This window comes from Azotobacter vinelandii CA, from assembly GCF_000380335.1.
GTDB classification, from domain to species: Bacteria; Pseudomonadota; Gammaproteobacteria; order Pseudomonadales; family Pseudomonadaceae; genus Azotobacter; species Azotobacter vinelandii.
Genome location: NC_021149.1, coordinates 1,593,017 through 1,608,425 on the forward strand (window position 1 = coordinate 1,593,017; position 15,409 = coordinate 1,608,425).

12 protein-coding genes are annotated in these 15,409 nt (G+C 61.5%); 9 read left to right on the top strand and 3 right to left on the bottom strand.

Features of this window, described 5'->3' with window-relative positions; genetic code table 11:
• Nucleotide 1 precedes the first annotated feature (1 nt).
• The 3 genes from AVCA_RS07380 to AVCA_RS07390 are packed head-to-tail and all read right to left on the bottom strand — an operon-like array spanning nucleotide 2 to nucleotide 2,032.
• Nucleotides 2-373 (bottom strand): prepilin-type N-terminal cleavage/methylation domain-containing protein, encoded by a 372-nt coding sequence (locus tag AVCA_RS07380; protein ID WP_012700244.1) that lies wholly within the window; start codon nucleotides 371-373, stop codon nucleotides 2-4.
• Nucleotides 374-811, bottom strand: coding sequence for a type II secretion system major pseudopilin GspG (gspG, locus tag AVCA_RS07385; RefSeq protein WP_012700245.1), 438 nt, complete (start codon nucleotides 809-811; stop codon nucleotides 374-376).
• Between the two features lie 21 nt (nucleotides 812-832).
• Nucleotides 833-2,032: a type II secretion system F family protein gene (locus tag AVCA_RS07390; protein WP_012700246.1), complete on the bottom strand. Its 1,200-nt coding sequence runs from the start codon at nucleotides 2,030-2,032 to the stop codon at nucleotides 833-835.
• A 304-nt stretch (nucleotides 2,033-2,336) separates the two neighbouring features.
• Between AVCA_RS07390 and AVCA_RS07395 the strand changes: the two genes are divergently transcribed.
• From AVCA_RS07395 to AVCA_RS07435, 9 genes are all read left to right on the top strand, one after another.
• Nucleotides 2,337-4,046, top strand: a complete 1,710-nt coding sequence (locus AVCA_RS07395; protein WP_012700247.1) for a GspE/PulE family protein — start codon at nucleotides 2,337-2,339, stop codon at nucleotides 4,044-4,046.
• Nucleotides 4,047-4,061: 15 nt separating this feature from the next.
• Entirely contained in the window at nucleotides 4,062-4,655 is a 594-nt protein-coding gene (gene cysC / locus AVCA_RS07400) for an adenylyl-sulfate kinase (RefSeq protein ID WP_012700248.1), read from the top strand.
• Nucleotides 4,652-6,064 carry an FAD/NAD(P)-binding protein gene (locus AVCA_RS07405; RefSeq protein ID WP_012700249.1) on the top strand — a complete coding sequence of 471 codons (1,413 nt, stop codon included), beginning with the start codon at nucleotides 4,652-4,654 and terminating at the stop codon, nucleotides 6,062-6,064. The genes cysC and AVCA_RS07405 overlap by 4 nt, the downstream gene beginning before the upstream one ends.
• Before the next feature lie 7 nt (nucleotides 6,065-6,071).
• Nucleotides 6,072-7,346, top strand: a complete 1,275-nt coding sequence (locus tag AVCA_RS07410; protein ID WP_231876247.1) for a glycosyltransferase family protein — start codon at nucleotides 6,072-6,074, stop codon at nucleotides 7,344-7,346.
• On the top strand, nucleotides 7,331-8,437 hold the full coding sequence (locus AVCA_RS07415) for a DUF1972 domain-containing protein (protein WP_012700252.1): 1,107 nt from the start codon (nucleotides 7,331-7,333) through the stop codon (nucleotides 8,435-8,437). The genes AVCA_RS07410 and AVCA_RS07415 overlap by 16 nt, the downstream gene beginning before the upstream one ends.
• Before the next feature lie 230 nt (nucleotides 8,438-8,667).
• A complete protein-coding gene (locus tag AVCA_RS07420) occupies nucleotides 8,668-10,047 on the top strand; it encodes an undecaprenyl-phosphate glucose phosphotransferase (RefSeq protein WP_012700253.1) in 1,380 nt (459 codons plus the stop codon).
• A gap of 785 nt (nucleotides 10,048-10,832) precedes the next feature.
• Nucleotides 10,833-12,575, top strand: a complete 1,743-nt coding sequence (locus tag AVCA_RS07425) for a type I secretion system permease/ATPase (protein ID WP_012700254.1) — start codon at nucleotides 10,833-10,835, stop codon at nucleotides 12,573-12,575.
• A 14-nt stretch (nucleotides 12,576-12,589) separates the two neighbouring features.
• Entirely contained in the window at nucleotides 12,590-13,915 is a 1,326-nt protein-coding gene (locus AVCA_RS07430; protein WP_012700255.1) for an HlyD family type I secretion periplasmic adaptor subunit, read from the top strand.
• A gap of 23 nt (nucleotides 13,916-13,938) precedes the next feature.
• On the top strand, nucleotides 13,939-15,330 hold the full coding sequence (locus tag AVCA_RS07435; protein ID WP_175555962.1) for a TolC family outer membrane protein: 1,392 nt from the start codon (nucleotides 13,939-13,941) through the stop codon (nucleotides 15,328-15,330).
• Nucleotides 15,331-15,409 lie beyond the last annotated feature (79 nt).

Below are 15,409 nucleotides of genomic sequence, written 5' to 3' on the forward strand. Positions count from 1 at the left end.
CTCAGGAGGACCACTGGCAGAAGGGGGGCAGCAGGTGGATGCTGTAGCGGTGATCGTCGCCCTGCCAGATTTCGAGCTGGCCGCCGAGACAGGCGCCATTGCCCTGGTAGAGGATCGGCGGATTGGCCGTCGCGCGCCAGGCGCCGGGCAACTGGACGGGCGCCCCTTGCTCGTCGATGCGCAGCGTGCTGCCATCGCGCAGGGCGAGCAGGGGAAGACCATTGATTTGCCGGCGCACTTCGAGCAGTTGGTTCTTCAGGGTCAGCTTGTCGCCCATGTCGATGAAGCGGGGGGCGACGATTCCGGCGACCAGGCCGATGAGGCTGAGCACGACCAGCAGTTCGAGCAGGGTGAAGGCGCGCTGCGGGCGCATTTATTTTTCCAGGATGCCGACGTCGCTGTCCTGTCCTTCGCCGCCGGGTTTGCCGTCGGCGCCGAGGGAGTAGAGGGCGAAGCCCTGCAGATTTTCGACCGGAGCCTTGTACTCATAGGGGTTGCCCCAGGGGTCTTTCGGCACTTCGTCTTCCAGATAGGGGCCTTGCCAGTTGCGGGTGTCGCCGGGGGCCTTCATGAGGGCGGCGAGGCCTTGCGCGGTGGTGGGATAGGAGCCGACGTCGAGCCGGTAGGTCTGCAGCGAGCCGCGCAGCATCTTGACCTGCGTTTCCGCCGTCTTGACCTTGGACTTGTCCACGTTGGAGAACAGGCGCGGGCCGACCAGACCGGCCAGCATGCCGAGGATCACCAGGACGACGAGCAGTTCGATGAGGGTGAAGCCCCGTTGCCGGGTACGGCGGTGAATGAGCGGTTTCATGGGGGTGGTGGTTTCCGTGGGTTAGATGGCCATGTCGTTGACGCTGGTGATGGCCAGGATGATGCCAAGGATGATAACGCCGATGACCGAGCCGATCAGCAGGATGGCGGCCGGCTCGATGAGGGCCAGCAATTTTTTCATGCGGTTCTTGCTGTTGTCTTCGTACAGGGTGGCCAGGGAAGACAGCATTTCGGCCGCACGGCCGGTACGTTCGCCGACCTTCACCAGGTTGATGCCGGTACGGTTCAGCATGTGGGTTTCGGCCAGGGCACTGGAGACGTTGCTGCCCGAGCGGACCAGACGGATCACCTCCTGCATCGCGGCGCGCTTGCGGGGGATGCGCATGGCGTGGATCGACAGTTCGAGGGCCGCGAGCAGGTCGACCTTGCAGCCCAGCATGGCGGACAGGGTATAGGACCAACTGGCCATGTCGGTTTCGTCGAGCCAGCGGCCGATGACCGGCAGGCGTGACAGCCAGTTGGTCAGGCTGGCGCGCAGGCCGGGTCGACGCAGAGCGCCGATGGCGATGGCGAGCGCGCATGCAAGCCCGGCCAGCAACAGATCCCAGTGAGCGTTGAACCAGGTACCGGTGGTCAGGACGAAGGTGGCCAGCCAGGGCAGTTCCGTTGCGTTCTTGTCGAGCATGCCGCTGAACTTGGGGACGACCACGATGAACATGAGCAGCACGGCGGCGACTCCGGAAACCACCAGAATGGCCGGGTAGGTCAGGGCGTTGCGCAGTTCGTTGGCGGTGCGCTCGTCGTATTCCATTTTTTCCTGGGCGCGCTTGAGGGCTCCGGCCAGGTCGCCGGTGAGTTCGCCGGCCCTGACCAGGTGCAGCAGGTAGTCGGGAAGCGGCAGGCCGCAGCGGGCCAGTGCCTCCGAGAAGGATTCGCCATGTTGCAGGGCGCGGGCGATGCCGGTGAAGGCATGGTCGATCTTCTCGTGGTGGCCGGCATCGGCCATCGCTTCGATGGATTCGGCGATGGAGACTTCGGATTCGATCAGGCGGGTGAGTTCGTGCAATGCCTGGGTGATGTGCTGTCGGCTCAGGCGAGGGGCGAAAAGGCCGGGCCTGCGCTTGTCTTCCAATGGATCGAGTTCGACCGGGACGATGTTCTTGGCCTGCAACTGGCGCAAGGCTTCGAGCTTGTCGCCGGCCTCCAGCAGGCCGGTCTGCCGTTCTCCCTGGGCATCGAAGCCTTCGTAGGCGAATTTCATCGTGTGCACCCCGGCTTGCTTTCGTCCGGTACCGCCCCGATCGCAGATGAATCTGCTCCTATAGGGTAGAAGTGTCCGGCAGAAGCGAACTTGTTCGCTATGTTTCTGTTTTTACTGGTCATTGCAGATGAGTCCGCTCCCGCACCTTGGCAATCCCTCCGGCTGCCCACCGTACTGCTCGCAGCTTCCCGCTAGGTGAAAAGCCTGGGGGATATCCACGCCCAGTCGGGGGCGGCATTGTAGAGGATCGGCGTTTTTTTGGGGAAAGCCCCGTGCTGGAAAGCTAGAATGTCCGGTTTCGTGCATGGGCGTCCCGTGGATTGGGGCTTTCCCGCTGGTATTCCGAGGGGTGGCGATGAGATTGGGTGAACGGCTGGTCCGGGCCGGGCTGGTCACTGAGGATGATGTGCAGCGCGCCTTGGGGTTGCAGCAGCAGGCGGGTGGCCGGCTCGGCTCCATTTTCATTCGCATGGGCGCGCTTTCCGAGGATGCCTTGCTGGTTGTGCTGCATGAGCAGTTGGGGTTGCCGGTTCTGGACGGGGCCGGGATGCCGGTCCCGTCCACTGCCTACGCCTTCATGTCCGGTCTTCCGTTACGGCTGGGCTGGTTGCTCGACAACAATGTAGTGCTGTGGGAAGAGGCCGGCAGGGTGCACGTATTGGCCAAGGACCCGAACGATTCGCGGATCGGGGATCTGCTGGGCTACACCTTCGGTGACCGGGAACTGGTGCGCTATCTGGCCCGCGCTCAGGATGTCGACACGCTCGTCGATCAGGTGCGCAGGGAGAGCGCCGTATCCGATCTGTTTCGCGATGATCGCCAGACCCTCAAGAGCCTGATCGAAGAAGCGCCGGTCGTCGAGCTGGTGAACAATCTCCTGGCGCAGGCGGTCGATTCGGGAGCTTCCGACATTCATGTCGAGCCCGAGGAGACCCGTTTTACCGTGCGGATGCGAGTCGACGGCGTTCTGCACACGCGCATGGTGCAGCCTTACGAGCGTTATCCGGCGATCGGTTCGCGCATCAAGCTGATCGCCGGGCTGGATATCGCCGAGAAGCGTTTGCCGCAGGATGGCCGGATTACCTTGCGCCTGAGCGGAAAGGACATGGATATCCGGGTTTCCACGGCGCCGGGAGTTTTCGGCGAGTCGATCGTCATGCGGTTGTTGCCGAAGAACCGTGGTGCCCTGTCGCTGGGCAGCCTGGGTTTCGAGTCCGACCATATCGAGTTGCTCAGGCAGTGGCTGGCATTTCCTAATGGCATTGTGCTAGTAACTGGGCCCACGGGGTCCGGCAAGTCCACGACCCTGTATTCGGCGCTCGAGGAGATGCGCGATGGCAGCAACAAGATCATCACCGTGGAGGACCCCGTCGAGTATCAGGTACCGGGCGTGACGCAGATCCAGGCGCACGCGGAAATCGGCTACACCTTCGCTCGTGCGCTGCGGGCCATTCTGCGCCAGGACCCGGACACCATCATGATCGGTGAGATTCGCGACCTGGATACCGCGCAGATCGCCATCCAGTCCGCTTTGACAGGGCACCTGGTGTTGTCGACGCTGCATACCAATGACGCGGTTTCGGCCTTCACCCGCCTGATCGACATGGGGTTGGAGCCTTTTCTGGTGGCCGCTTCGGTGCGCGGTGTTCAGGCGCAGCGTCTGGTGCGCAAGCTCTGCGGGCATTGCGCGGTGCGCGACGAGGCGCCGGCCTTGCCGGCTGCCTGGCAGGCAATGGGACGTCGCGTCGCGGAGGGCGACTGGAAACGGGCATGCGGTTGTGCCCATTGCCACCAGACCGGCTATCGCGGTCGCATGGGGATATACGAGTTGGTACCCCTGAGCGCTTCCCTGCAGCAGTTGGTCAATCGCCAGGCGCCTCTGCAGGAGATGAAGGCGCTGATCAAGGGTCAGGGGCACCGGGGCCTGCTGGAGGATGGATTGATCAAGGCCAGCAAGGGTCTGACCAGTATCGAGGAGGTCATGCGTGTTGCTTGTGTCGAACAGGAATTCTGAGGAGGTATCGAGAGCATGAGTACCAACCTGATGTCCCAGGCGCTGGCTGTGGATGCCGCGCGAAGGGCACGGGCGAAAGGGCAGAAGCCAGTCGCCCTGTGGCTGACCGGCCTGAGTGGGGCGGGTAAATCGACCATTGCCAATGCGCTCGAACTGGCGCTGGTCGAACGCGGACGGCATACCTATCTGCTGGACGGCGACAATGTGCGCATGGGGCTGTGTCGCGATCTCGGATTCAGCGATGCCGACCGCGAAGAAAACATACGCCGTGTCGCCGAAGTGGCCCACCTGTTCGTGGATGCCGGTCTGATCGTGATCAGCGCTTTCATTTCCCCGTTCCGGCGGGATCGGGCCATCGCCCGGGAAGTCATCGGCAACGGAGCCTTCATCGAGATCTTCGTGGACACGCCGCTGGCCGAGTGCGAGCGTCGCGATCCCAAGGGGTTGTATGGCAAGGCTCGCCAGGGGTTGATCAAGAATTTCACGGGCATCGATTCGGCCTACGAGCCGCCGGTCGATCCGCACATCCGCATCGATACCCTGAAGGACGATTTGCCGACGGCGGTGGCCCGGATACTGGACTATCTGGACAAGTGGGAGAGGGCATGAAAACCCTGGCGATCATTGGCGCGGGTTTCAGTGGGGTCGTTACCGCCATCCAGTTCCTGCGGCATGCTTCGCTGGGAACGAAGGTCGTTCTGATCGATCGATCCGCGGCCATGGGCCCGGGGCTGGCTTATGGCACCGACAGCCCGGATCATCTACTGAATGTGCCGGCCGGCAACATGAGTGCTCTGGCCGACGACCCCGACTCCTTCCTGCGCTTCTGCCAGGAGCGGATGGAGGGGGCGACGGCTCGTTCCTTCGCGACGCGCCGGTCTTACGGCGAATATCTGGCAGCGCTGCTGGACGCCGCCGAGCGCGACTGTCCGGCCGGCCTGTCCTTGCAGCGGGTGCGTGGCGAGGTGTGCTGTCTGAGGCCCCAGGGAAATGGTGCCGTCGTCGAGTTGGCTGGTGGCGAGGTGATTTCGGCCGATCGGGTCGTCCTGGCGTGCGGGCATTTCCCGCCGTCGGAGCCGCCCGGACTGCTATCCGCCGCCGAGGCGGGGCTCTACCTGCGTGATCCCTGGAAGGGGGACCTCTGTGGGTTCGTCGACAAGGGCAAGCCGGTCTTGTTGCTGGGGGCTGGCCTGACGGCGCTGGACGTGGCCGTGGACCTGTTGCGTCGCAGGCCGCAGGGCCGCGTTTACCTGTTGTCGCGCCGAGGGCTGCGTCCGCTTGCGCATCGCCTGCGGCGAAGCGGCTCACCGTCTTCCCTGGACGTGGGTCTGCGCCTGCTGGGGATGCAGCCGACCATCCGTGGTTACCTGCGCGAGATGCGCCGGCAGTACCGGCAACTGGCGAGTGTCGCGGGGGATGATCCGGGCTGGCGGGATTTGATCGCCGCCCTGCGTCCCCATACTCCGCAGTTGTGGGGGCGTCTTCCGGAGGAAGAGCGCCGCCGGTTTCTCCGCCATGTGCAGCCTTTCTGGGAGGTGCATCGGCACCTGGCCGCCCCCGAGTCCCATCAGCGTTTTCAGGATGGACTGGCCAATGGTTCCATCGAGGCCCTGAAAGGGCGGATCGGCTCCGTCGAGGTTTGCTCGGGGGCCTTGCGGGTGAGTGTCCGGTTGCGGGGCAGCCGGCAGGTCGAGTCCATCGAGGTCGGCGGCATCGTCAATTGCACGGGACCCAACGCCGATCTGCGCAGGCTGGACAATGCGCTCATCGCCCAGTTGCTCGCGGAGGGGCATGTGCAGCCCGATGCTCATGGCCTCGGCTTGTCCGTGGACGAGCGGCTGGCCGTGAGAGATGCACGGGGAAGCGCCGCGTCCTGGTTGAGTTATGTGGGGCCAATGCTCCGGGCGAATTTCTGGGAGGCAACTGCCGTTCCCGAGTTGCGTCAGCATGCCAAATCCCTGGCGATCAGGTTGGCGGAAGACTTGCGGAGCGTCACTGCCCGCGATTCGCGCGACTAGGAGTCGTATGAGGTTTTTGCTTGTATATAAAGGAAATTATCTGGCCGAGTTGCGTGGACCGGAGCTCCGTTATCTTTCTCTGGCCCGCGAACTGGTCCGCCAGGGTCACGACGCTGTACTGGCCGGGCGGTCGGCCGACGATGCGAGGTTGCCATCGGGCGTTCGGTTCGTTGCCGTCACCGATGTTTTCCGCCTGATCGCTTCGTTCGCTCTTGCCGATGTGATTGTTTTGCACGGTGGGGGACCCGTACTTCTGTTTCTGGCGCTCGCTGCGGGTTTCGGTGGGAAGACGCTTGTTCTGGATGGTTATGTCCCGCACTGGATCGAGCTGGATGCTCTCATGAGGCGTAATAAGCGTCTCGCGCGGATGAAGATACTGATAAAAAGTCATTTCAATGCTGCGCGCAACCTGCTGGGAGGCTTGACCTTCAATGGCGTGATCGTGGCCAACAAGCGGCAACTGGATCTGTTCAGAGGTTCGTTGGCGCCTTTTTTTTTGACCCGCGAATTCAAGCGTATTTCCATAATTCCCTTCGGTTGCGATGCCTGCGGGGCTTTCGACAGGGAACGGGGAAGGGAGCTGTTGGGGCAATTGGCCGGTCGGCAATTTCAAGAGAATGATTTTCTGGTCGGATGGTTGGGTGGGGTTTATGGCTGGTTCGATCTCGATTCGGTGATGCGTGGCGTTTCGGGGGCGATCGTCGAAAACAGGAACATAAAGATAATTTTTTTCGGGGCTGATGAGTTCCGTCAGGCCGAATTGCTGCGCTCCGTCGGGGAGGAGGCCTGGGCGAATGTCGTTTTCATGCCTTGGGTGGAGTTTTCCAGGCGCTTCGAATATTGGGCGGGACTCGATGTTTCTCTGGTGTGGGGAGCCGAGGGCTATGAGAACGACTATGCGTCGAGAACGAGGAACTTCGATTGTCTGACCCTGGGCTTGCCGATCGTGCAGAACATGGATGACGAGTGGGGGGTGAGGCTCGAACGCGAAGGCGCTGGCCTGGTGGTGGACAGGACTACCTTGGGCGAGACGCTTTCGAGTCTCAGCCGTTCTCCCGAGCGACTTTCCGATATGCGTCGAGCGTTGCGGGCCCTGGCTCCGCGCTTTTCCTGGACGGGCTTCGCCGAGCGACTGGGCACCTTGGTATCGAAGTCCTCCATGACGGTCATGCGGAGAATGGCGGGCCTGGCTGGTTTCGTATTGCTGGTGCCGGCCCTTCTGCTTTTCTTCACCTACGCCCTGGTCAAGGTGGTCTCGAGAACCGAATGCGCTACAAGCTGAATATCCTGGGTACCCGGGGTGTCCCTGCCGCCTATGGTGGATTCGAAACCTTTGCGGAACGGCTGTCGCTATTTCTCGTCGACAAGGGCTGGGAGGTTACCGTCTATTGCCAGAGCTGCGGTCGTGGGAGTCTTTCGGAGAGCTTTTGGAAAGGGATTCGTCGTGTCGAAATCCCCGTGCGGCGAGACGATGGACTGGGTTCGATGATGTTCGACTGGAAAGCCACCCATCATGCGTTATCGCAGGAAGGTATTTTCCTGACGCTTGGTTATAACACCGCAATCTTTAATCTGCTCCAGCGGCTGAAGGGGCAAACCAATATCATCAATATGGATGGTATCGAGTGGCGCCGAGCCAAGTGGGGACGTTCGGCCAAGGCCTGGTTCTGGATGAACGAATACGCTGCATGCCGAATCGGTAATCATCTGGTAGCGGACCATCCTGTGATCAAGGAGCACCTGATCGCCCGTGCCAGGCCCGAAAAGATTACGGTGATACCTTATGGCGCCGATGAGGTCCTTGATGCCGATTCGCGGCAACTCGCGTCCTACGGCGTCGAGCCGGGGCATTTTTCCGTGGTCATCGCGCGTCCCGAGCCGGAGAATTCGCTGTTGGAGATCGTGCGTGCCTTCAGCCGCACCGAACGCGGACATAAGTTGCTCGTACTGGGCGATTTGAAGCCGGAGCGCAATCCTTTCCATCGTTCGGTCATGAGTGCTGCAAGCGATGAGGTGATTTTTCCCGGTGCGATATATGAGCTCTTCATCGTGCAGGCATTACGCTTTTTCAGTCGCTTCTATCTGCATGGCCATCGTGTCGGCGGTACCAATCCCTCCCTGGTCGAGGCTCTGGGTGCAGGTTGTGCGATCATTGCCTACGACAATCCGTTCAATCGATGGGTGGCTGGCTCTGGAGCCGCCTATTTCGGAGATGAAGCGGCTTGTGCCGATTTGCTCGATGAACTTCTGACGGACGAGACGTCCGTCAGGAACATGAGAGCTGCGAGCCGTGAGCGTTTTCGGGCAGGCTATAAATGGAGCGATGTATTGAACGAATATGAACGGCTCCTGGTCCACTGGTATCCCGCTTGACTCCAGGGGATTTTCCTGATCTCGAACAGACGAGTCTTTGGTTCTTTCCAGGGAAGTATGTACGTGCCTTTCTGATATCGTTTCGCGCGGCCCGGTATCCGATACCATGATGTCAATTCGCGATTAGATCGAGTCGAAGGGGAATGTCGCCATAGAGCAGGGTCGCCAGATCGAGGTTTTGAACTCTGCTTCGTTCGGCGGCATACCCTCGGACTCCAAAAGGACATGTTTTGATTCCCCGTTTTCAGCCGACTTTCGCCGAGCGCTACCCCGTCCCTCTGTTCGTGGCGCTGTTGGACCTGTTTTTTGTCATTGCTGCAGCCCTCCTGGCCCATCAGTTTCGTTTCGATAATTTCGACATGTCGGGGCGTTACAACACCGCGACATTGCTGAGCGCGATCGTTGTCGTTTTTTGCCTGGCGCTGGCCGGGGTTTACGGTTCGCAACGTGGTCGACCCTTCCAGCGCCAATTCAGTGTGCTGACCTTTGCCTGGCTCGTCGCGGCAGGCATATTGCTTTCGCTTTCCTTCCTGCTCAAGGTGTCGGAAAGCTACTCACGGCTCTGGTTCGTGAGCATGCTGTTGCTGGGGTGGTCCCTGAGCCTGCTGTTGCGTTTGGTGGCCTTCCTGCTGCTACGCCACCTGCGTGCCCTGGGGCGAAACCTGAAAACCGTACTCCTGGTGGATTCGGGAGGCAGTTCCGCCGGCCAACTGAGCGATGGGCGCGCGCTCGAGGAGCATGGTTTCAGGGTGGTTCACAGCCTGCCATTCAGTCGCGACCCGGACTGGCTGGATACCTTGGTCGCCGGGGTCAGGCAACATGGTGTGCATGAGGTATGGCTCTGTCTTCCTCTCGGCGAGGGGGGAGCCATCCGCTCGATTCTCTACGCATTGCGTCACCATACGGTAGAGATACGTTTCATTCCCGAATGGGACGATATCCGCCTGTTCAATCACCGCATCAGTCATATCGCCGGCCTCTATACCCTGGACCTGAGCTTCAGCCCGATGAACGGTCCGGCGCGACTGATCAAGCGGCTGGAGGATCTGCTGATCGCCATTCCCGTCATGGTATTGATCCTGCCTCTCTGTCTCCTGATCGGCCTGGCCGTCAAGCTCACCTCTCGGGGGCCTATGCTGTTCAAGCAGTACCGCACCGGCATCAACGGCAAGCGCTTCAAGGTCTACAAGTTCCGCTCGATGGTGGTGCACCGGGAGAAGGACGGCGAGGTGACCCAGGCCTGCCGTAACGATGCGCGCGTCACGCTCCTGGGAGCCTTCCTGCGGCGCACCAGCCTCGACGAACTGCCGCAGTTCTTCAACGTGCTGCAGGGGCGCATGTCCATCGTCGGTCCGCGTCCCCATGCCCTGGAGCACAACGAGTACTACAAGGATCTGGTCGAGTCCTACATGCAGCGCCACAAGGTCAAGCCGGGCATCACCGGCTGGGCGCAAGTCTGTGGCTACCGGGGCGAGACGGATACCTTGGAGAAGATGCAGAAGCGGGTGGAGTACGACCTCTGGTACATCGACAACTGGTCGTTGTGGCTGGACCTGAAGATCATCTTCCTGACGGTGTTCAAGGGGTTCGTCGGCAAGAATGCCTATTGAGTGAGTCCCGGCTCTTTCAAGACCTTCGCTTGCTTGCCGGCGAGGGCCGTGGGAGGGCACCGCCAGTTGGCGGATGGCCGAAGCCTTCCACCATGGTGGACAAGCCTGCGGTGTTGTCCACGAACTGCGAAGGGATTTATCCGCGGTCGGGTGGCGGCAGAGACGTTCCGTCTGTCCGACCGGGCAAGGCTTTCCCATCCCATCCTGTGGCTGGTCCGATTCCGCATTCCCACCCGTTCTTCCTGTCCTTGGCTCGGCCATGCGGCTGCGGCGGCCGGCTGTCCGATTGATATCGAATAGCTCGACTATTGACGTCATAAGGCCATTGTCCATCCTGTTTCCGGTCGATGTGTAACTCACGGACAGCGGCCAGGTTCGACTTCTCATGAGGAATTGGTTTCCGATTCATGACGATAATTTATCCGGGAATTAGTTCGCCGTTTCGTGAAGGGAGAAAGAACAGTCAAATCAAAGATTAATGGTGGCTTCCAAGGTGATCGCTCGAACTCTTCGTGTTTTTCGACTCTGTTTTTTTTGCCTTGCCTTATCTCTTCTTGCCTACAATTTGTCTGCATGCTGCAAGCCGGATTTTTCATGCGGGATGATGGCAATTTGATGGCTTGATGCCATTCGTTAAACGGACTGAGCTATGCGTAGCCGAAGGAATATGGCTGTCAAGGCGCGAAGAAACATTTGGTCGGAACGGAGACATCCGGTCTTTGGGGCTCGGATCGCGTGTGATAACGTACCGCCTTTATTTTTTTACCTTATCCGAGCGACACAGTATGCGTAATGTACGTGAGAACAGCCTGCAGGCTGCCCTCAAGATCTGCAAAGGCAGTTTCATTTCGGTCGGCTTCTTCAGTTTTTTCGTCAATGCACTGATGCTGGTCCCTTCCTTTTATATGCTCCAAGTATATGGACGAGTTCTGACCAGCGGAAGCATAACTACACTTTTGATGCTCACGCTTATCATGACCGCGCTCATGGTGACTATGGGCTCTCTGGAATGGACGCGCTCCCGGATCATGGTCCGCATCAGCAGCAGGCTGGATGCTCTGCTCGGGCGAGATGTATACCGGGCGAGTTTCAAGCGGGCACTGGACAGTGGCGGAATGGATGCTTCGGCGCAACCGCTCAATGATCTGACCGGACTGCGGCAGTTCCTGACGGGAGCCGGACTTTTCGCATTCTTCGATGCTCCCTGGTTGCCGGTTTATATCGGGGTCATGTTCTTTTTCCATCCGTGGTATGGCTGGATCGCCATTGCCAGCGCGATCGTTCTGCTCTGCCTGGCCGCATTGAACGAGAAACTTACCGGCAAGGCCCTGGCGGAAGCCAATAAACAAAATATCGCGGCCAATCTTTATACCACCAAGAATTTGCGCAATGCCGAAGTGATCCAGTCCATGGGCATGTTGCATAGCCTCATTGCCCGCTGGAGTGTGCGCCAGAATAAAGTTTTGCACTTGCAATCGGTCGCCAGCGACAAGAGCGGTTTCATCACTTCTCTGTCGAAAACGTTCCGAATGCTCGTCCAGTCGCTGATTCTTGGTGTGGGCGCCTATCTGGCCGTCAAGCAGGAAATCAATCCCGGCCTGATGATCGCCGGTTCGCTTCTGCTGGGACGGGCACTGGCGCCGATCGACATGATGATCGGCGGTTGGAAGGGGTTCATCACCGCCCGTTCGCAGTATGCGCGACTCAACGAGATTCTCGACCGGCAGAAATCCGAACAGGAGCGCATGTCGTTGCCGGCGCCCGAGGGCCGTGTCCAGGTGGAAAACCTGGTCGTCGGCGCGCCCGGTTCGAAGACGCCGATCCTGAAGAACATCAGCTTCACCGTGCCGGCCGGTTCGGTCGTCGGCATCATCGGCCCGAGTGCCTCGGGCAAGTCCACCCTCGCCAGGGCACTGCTCGGCGTATGGGCGCCCCAGCACGGCGTGGTGCGCCTGGACGGCGCCGACATCAACAATTGGGACAAACGGGAACTCGGACCCCATATCGGCTACCTGCCCCAGGACATCGAACTCTTCGAGGGCAGCATCAGCGAGAACATCGCCCGCTTCGGCGAGATCGAGCCGGACAAGGTGATCCAGGCCGCCAGGATGGCCGGCGTGCACGAGATGATCCTGCAACTGCCGGATGGTTACGACACCGTGATCGGCAGTGAAGGGATCAGCCTCTCCGGCGGTCAGCGCCAGCGCGTGGGGCTGGCCCGTGCCCTCTATGGCAACCCGCGCCTGCTGGTCCTCGACGAGCCGAACTCCAACCTGGACGACGTGGGCGAGCGCGCCCTGGCCAGTGCCATCCGGCAAATCAAGGCGACCGATGCAACCATTTTCATCATTACCCATCGAACCAACATCCTGGCCCAGTTGGACTCGTTGCTGGTGATGCACAACGGTACGCTCGCGCTTTCCGGCCCGCGCGACAAGGTGCTGGCCGAGCTCGCCGCTCAGCAGCAGACGGATCTGGCCAAGCAGGCCAGGATCTCGCCCGACGCCGCCCAGGCCGGCAAGGCTTGAACAGAGAGACACAAATGACCGATGCAACCACCAACCGCCAGCTTCCCGTGCTTGCCGAGCTGCCGACGTCCGACCATGGCACGCGCGCGATAGGTTTCCTGATCGTTTTCGTCACGTTCGGCATCTTCGGCACCTGGGCCGCCGTCGCTCCCCTGGACAGCGCGGCCCTGGCCCCGGGGGTCGTGACCGTGCAGACCTATCGCAAGACCGTGCAGCACCTCGAGGGGGGCATCGTCAAGGAGCTGCACGCGCGCGACGGCGATATGGTCAAGGCCGGCGATCCGCTGATCGTCCTCGACGAAACCCAGATCCGCGCCGAGAACGAGGTGACCCGCAGCCAGTTGATCGCGGCGCAGGCGATGGAGGCCCGGCTGCGCGCCGAGCGCGACAATCTGGAAACCATCAATTTCTCCTCCATGCTCGAGCTGGACAGCGCGCGTGCGCGCGAGGCCCGCGACGGCGAAACCCAGGTGTTCACGGCCCGCCGCAACTCCCGCCTGGGAGAGGAGGCCGTGCTGGAAAAGCGCATCGGCCAGTTGCACGAGCAGATCAACGGCCTGAAAGGCGTGATCCGCACCAAGGGCAGCTTGCAGAACTCTTTCACCAAGGAAATCCGCGAACTGAAGGAGTTGCTGGCCGAGGGGTTCGTCGATAAGCAGCGCCTGCTCGAGCAGGAACGCAATCTCGACAAGCTGCGCGCCGAGATCGCCGACCACAGCTCGGAAATCACCAAGATCCGCTTGCAGATCAATGAAACCGAGCTGCAGATTCTCCAGCTCAACAAGGACTTCAACGCCGATGTCGTCAGCCAGTTGGCCGAGGTGCAGACCAAGGTCTTCGATCTGCAGGAGAAGAAGTCCGCCCTGGAGGACCGCCTGAGCCGCGTGGTGATCCGCGCGCCCGAGGACGGCATGATCCTGGGTATGACGGTGCATACCATCGGTGGCGTGATCAATCCGGGAACGCCTCTGCTGGACATAGTGCCGTCCATCTCCGATCTGGTCATCGAGGCCCAGGTCGCGCCCAGCGATATCGACCGGGTCGAGGCCGGCAAGTCCGCCGATATCCGCTTCAGTGGCTTCAACAGCCGCACGACCCCGGTCGTCGAGGGCAAGGTGCTGCGGGTTTCCGCCGACCGCCTGGTCGACGAGAAGAACGGCATGCCCTATTACCTGGCCCGTATCGGCCTGACCGAGGAGGGAGCCCGGCGCCTGGGCGAGCTCAGGCTGCAACCGGGCATGCCGGCGGAGGTTTACATCAACACTGGCAAGCGCACCATGCTGCAATACCTGCTACAGCCGGCCACCGATGCGTTCGCCAGATCGCTGATTGAGGAGTGACCGTGCAACGCACGCCCTACATCATGTTTCTGGCCCTGGTGAGCGTCTCGGTACAGGCCGCGCCCCCACGGAGCGATTCGACGCCGGCCGTGCCGTCCGGCGCGGAAAAACGGGAAGTCCGCGCCTCGGAATACACCGCCGATCTGCTGCAGTTGTACGGGGAGTCGCGGCTGGAGGACCCGCGGGTCCTGGCCGCCTATGCGCGCGCCCAGGCCGGCAAGGAGCGGCAACGCGAGGCGCTGGGAGAGTTGCTGCCGCAGGTCTCGGCGACCACCGTGTTCAGCCGCAACACGCGCGACGACGATGCGGCGCGTAGTTCCTACGACACGGAGCGTTATTCCCTCACCTTGACCCAGCATCTCTACAACAAGCCCGCCTGGGAGAATTACCAGCGCTTCAAGAGTCTGGCCAAACGCGACCAGTCCGAGGCCGAGGATGCCCAGGCGGAAGCGGCCATCGACCTGGCGCAGCGCTATTTCGTCGCCCTGGCTTCCGACGACGAGCTCGAGCTGGTCCTGGCCGAGCGCCGCGCCACCCAGAAGAACCTGGACCGCGTCAATGCGCTCTACGAAAAGCAACTGGCGATGATCACCGACGTCCTCGATCTCCGGGCGCGCATCGATGCGCTGGCCGCCGACGAGGTCGACGCGCGCAACCAGGTTCGTCTCAGCCGCGAGGAGCTTTCCGAAGTCATCGGGCGCCCTGTGCAGGAGCGGCTCAGCCGTATCCGCGACGACATCGAACTGCAGGCTCCCCAGGAGACCCTGGAAGTCTGGATCGATCGCGCCATCGCCGCCAACCCGGGGCTCAAGGCGCGGCAGGACGCGCTCGCGGCGGCCGATGCGGCCATCCGCGAAGGCAAGGGCGGGCACTATCCCTCCCTCAGTCTCAACCTGTCGGCGCTGCGCAGCGACGCCGGCTACGACAACAACCAGACGAACCGCTACGACAACTATTCGGCCGGTATCGCCCTGCAGGTACCCATCTACAGCGGCGGTTCCACCTCCGCCCGGGTCCGTGCGCTGCACAACGACCGGGATTCGGCCGAGCAGGAGCTCGAGGCGATGCGGCGTCAGGTGTTCAAGGAAACCACCAGCTCCTATCTCACGGCCCAGGCCAGCGTGGAGCGGATCCGCGCCTCGCGCAATGCGCTCGAGTCGGCGAAGAAGTCCACGGAGGCCGCCGAAAAGGGCTTCCAGTTCGGCGTGGTGAACGCGGCCGACGTGTTGACCAACGTGCAGAACGAGTACCGGGCACGGCGCGATCTCCTGCAAGCCCAGTACGACTTCATCACCAATCTTCTGATTCTGAATCGCTGGGCCGGCAGGCTGTCCAAGCAGACCATCGAGAACGTCAACATATGGCTCGCCCAGGGCGCTCCGGGGCGTGTCGCCAGGCGCAACGCATCGCGCTGAGGACACGGGGCGACGGGCAGTCGGGTGGATGGCCGAAGCCATCCACCGGGGCGGACAGGCCCGCGGCGTTGTCCGCCCT

Excerpts from the sequence above, each read along its gene's own strand:
- AVCA_RS07410 (WP_231876247.1), top strand. The coding sequence starts at position 6,072 with ATGAGGTTTTTGCTTGTATATAAAGGAAATTATCTGGCCGAGTTGCGT.
- cysC (WP_012700248.1), top strand. The coding sequence starts at position 4,062 with ATGAGTACCAACCTGATGTCCCAGGCGCTGGCTGTGGATGCCGCGCGA.
- AVCA_RS07380 (WP_012700244.1), bottom strand. The coding sequence starts at position 373 with ATGCGCCCGCAGCGCGCCTTCACCCTGCTCGAACTGCTGGTCGTGCTC.
- AVCA_RS07430 (WP_012700255.1), top strand. The coding sequence starts at position 12,590 with ATGACCGATGCAACCACCAACCGCCAGCTTCCCGTGCTTGCCGAGCTG.
- AVCA_RS07395 (WP_012700247.1), top strand. The coding sequence starts at position 2,337 with ATGGGCGTCCCGTGGATTGGGGCTTTCCCGCTGGTATTCCGAGGGGTG.
- AVCA_RS07425 (WP_012700254.1), top strand. The coding sequence starts at position 10,833 with ATGCGTAATGTACGTGAGAACAGCCTGCAGGCTGCCCTCAAGATCTGC.
- AVCA_RS07390 (WP_012700246.1), bottom strand. The coding sequence starts at position 2,032 with ATGAAATTCGCCTACGAAGGCTTCGATGCCCAGGGAGAACGGCAGACC.
- gspG (WP_012700245.1), bottom strand. The coding sequence starts at position 811 with ATGAAACCGCTCATTCACCGCCGTACCCGGCAACGGGGCTTCACCCTC.
- AVCA_RS07405 (WP_012700249.1), top strand. The coding sequence starts at position 4,652 with ATGAAAACCCTGGCGATCATTGGCGCGGGTTTCAGTGGGGTCGTTACC.
- AVCA_RS07415 (WP_012700252.1), top strand. The coding sequence starts at position 7,331 with ATGCGCTACAAGCTGAATATCCTGGGTACCCGGGGTGTCCCTGCCGCC.
- AVCA_RS07435 (WP_175555962.1), top strand. The coding sequence starts at position 13,939 with ATGTTTCTGGCCCTGGTGAGCGTCTCGGTACAGGCCGCGCCCCCACGG.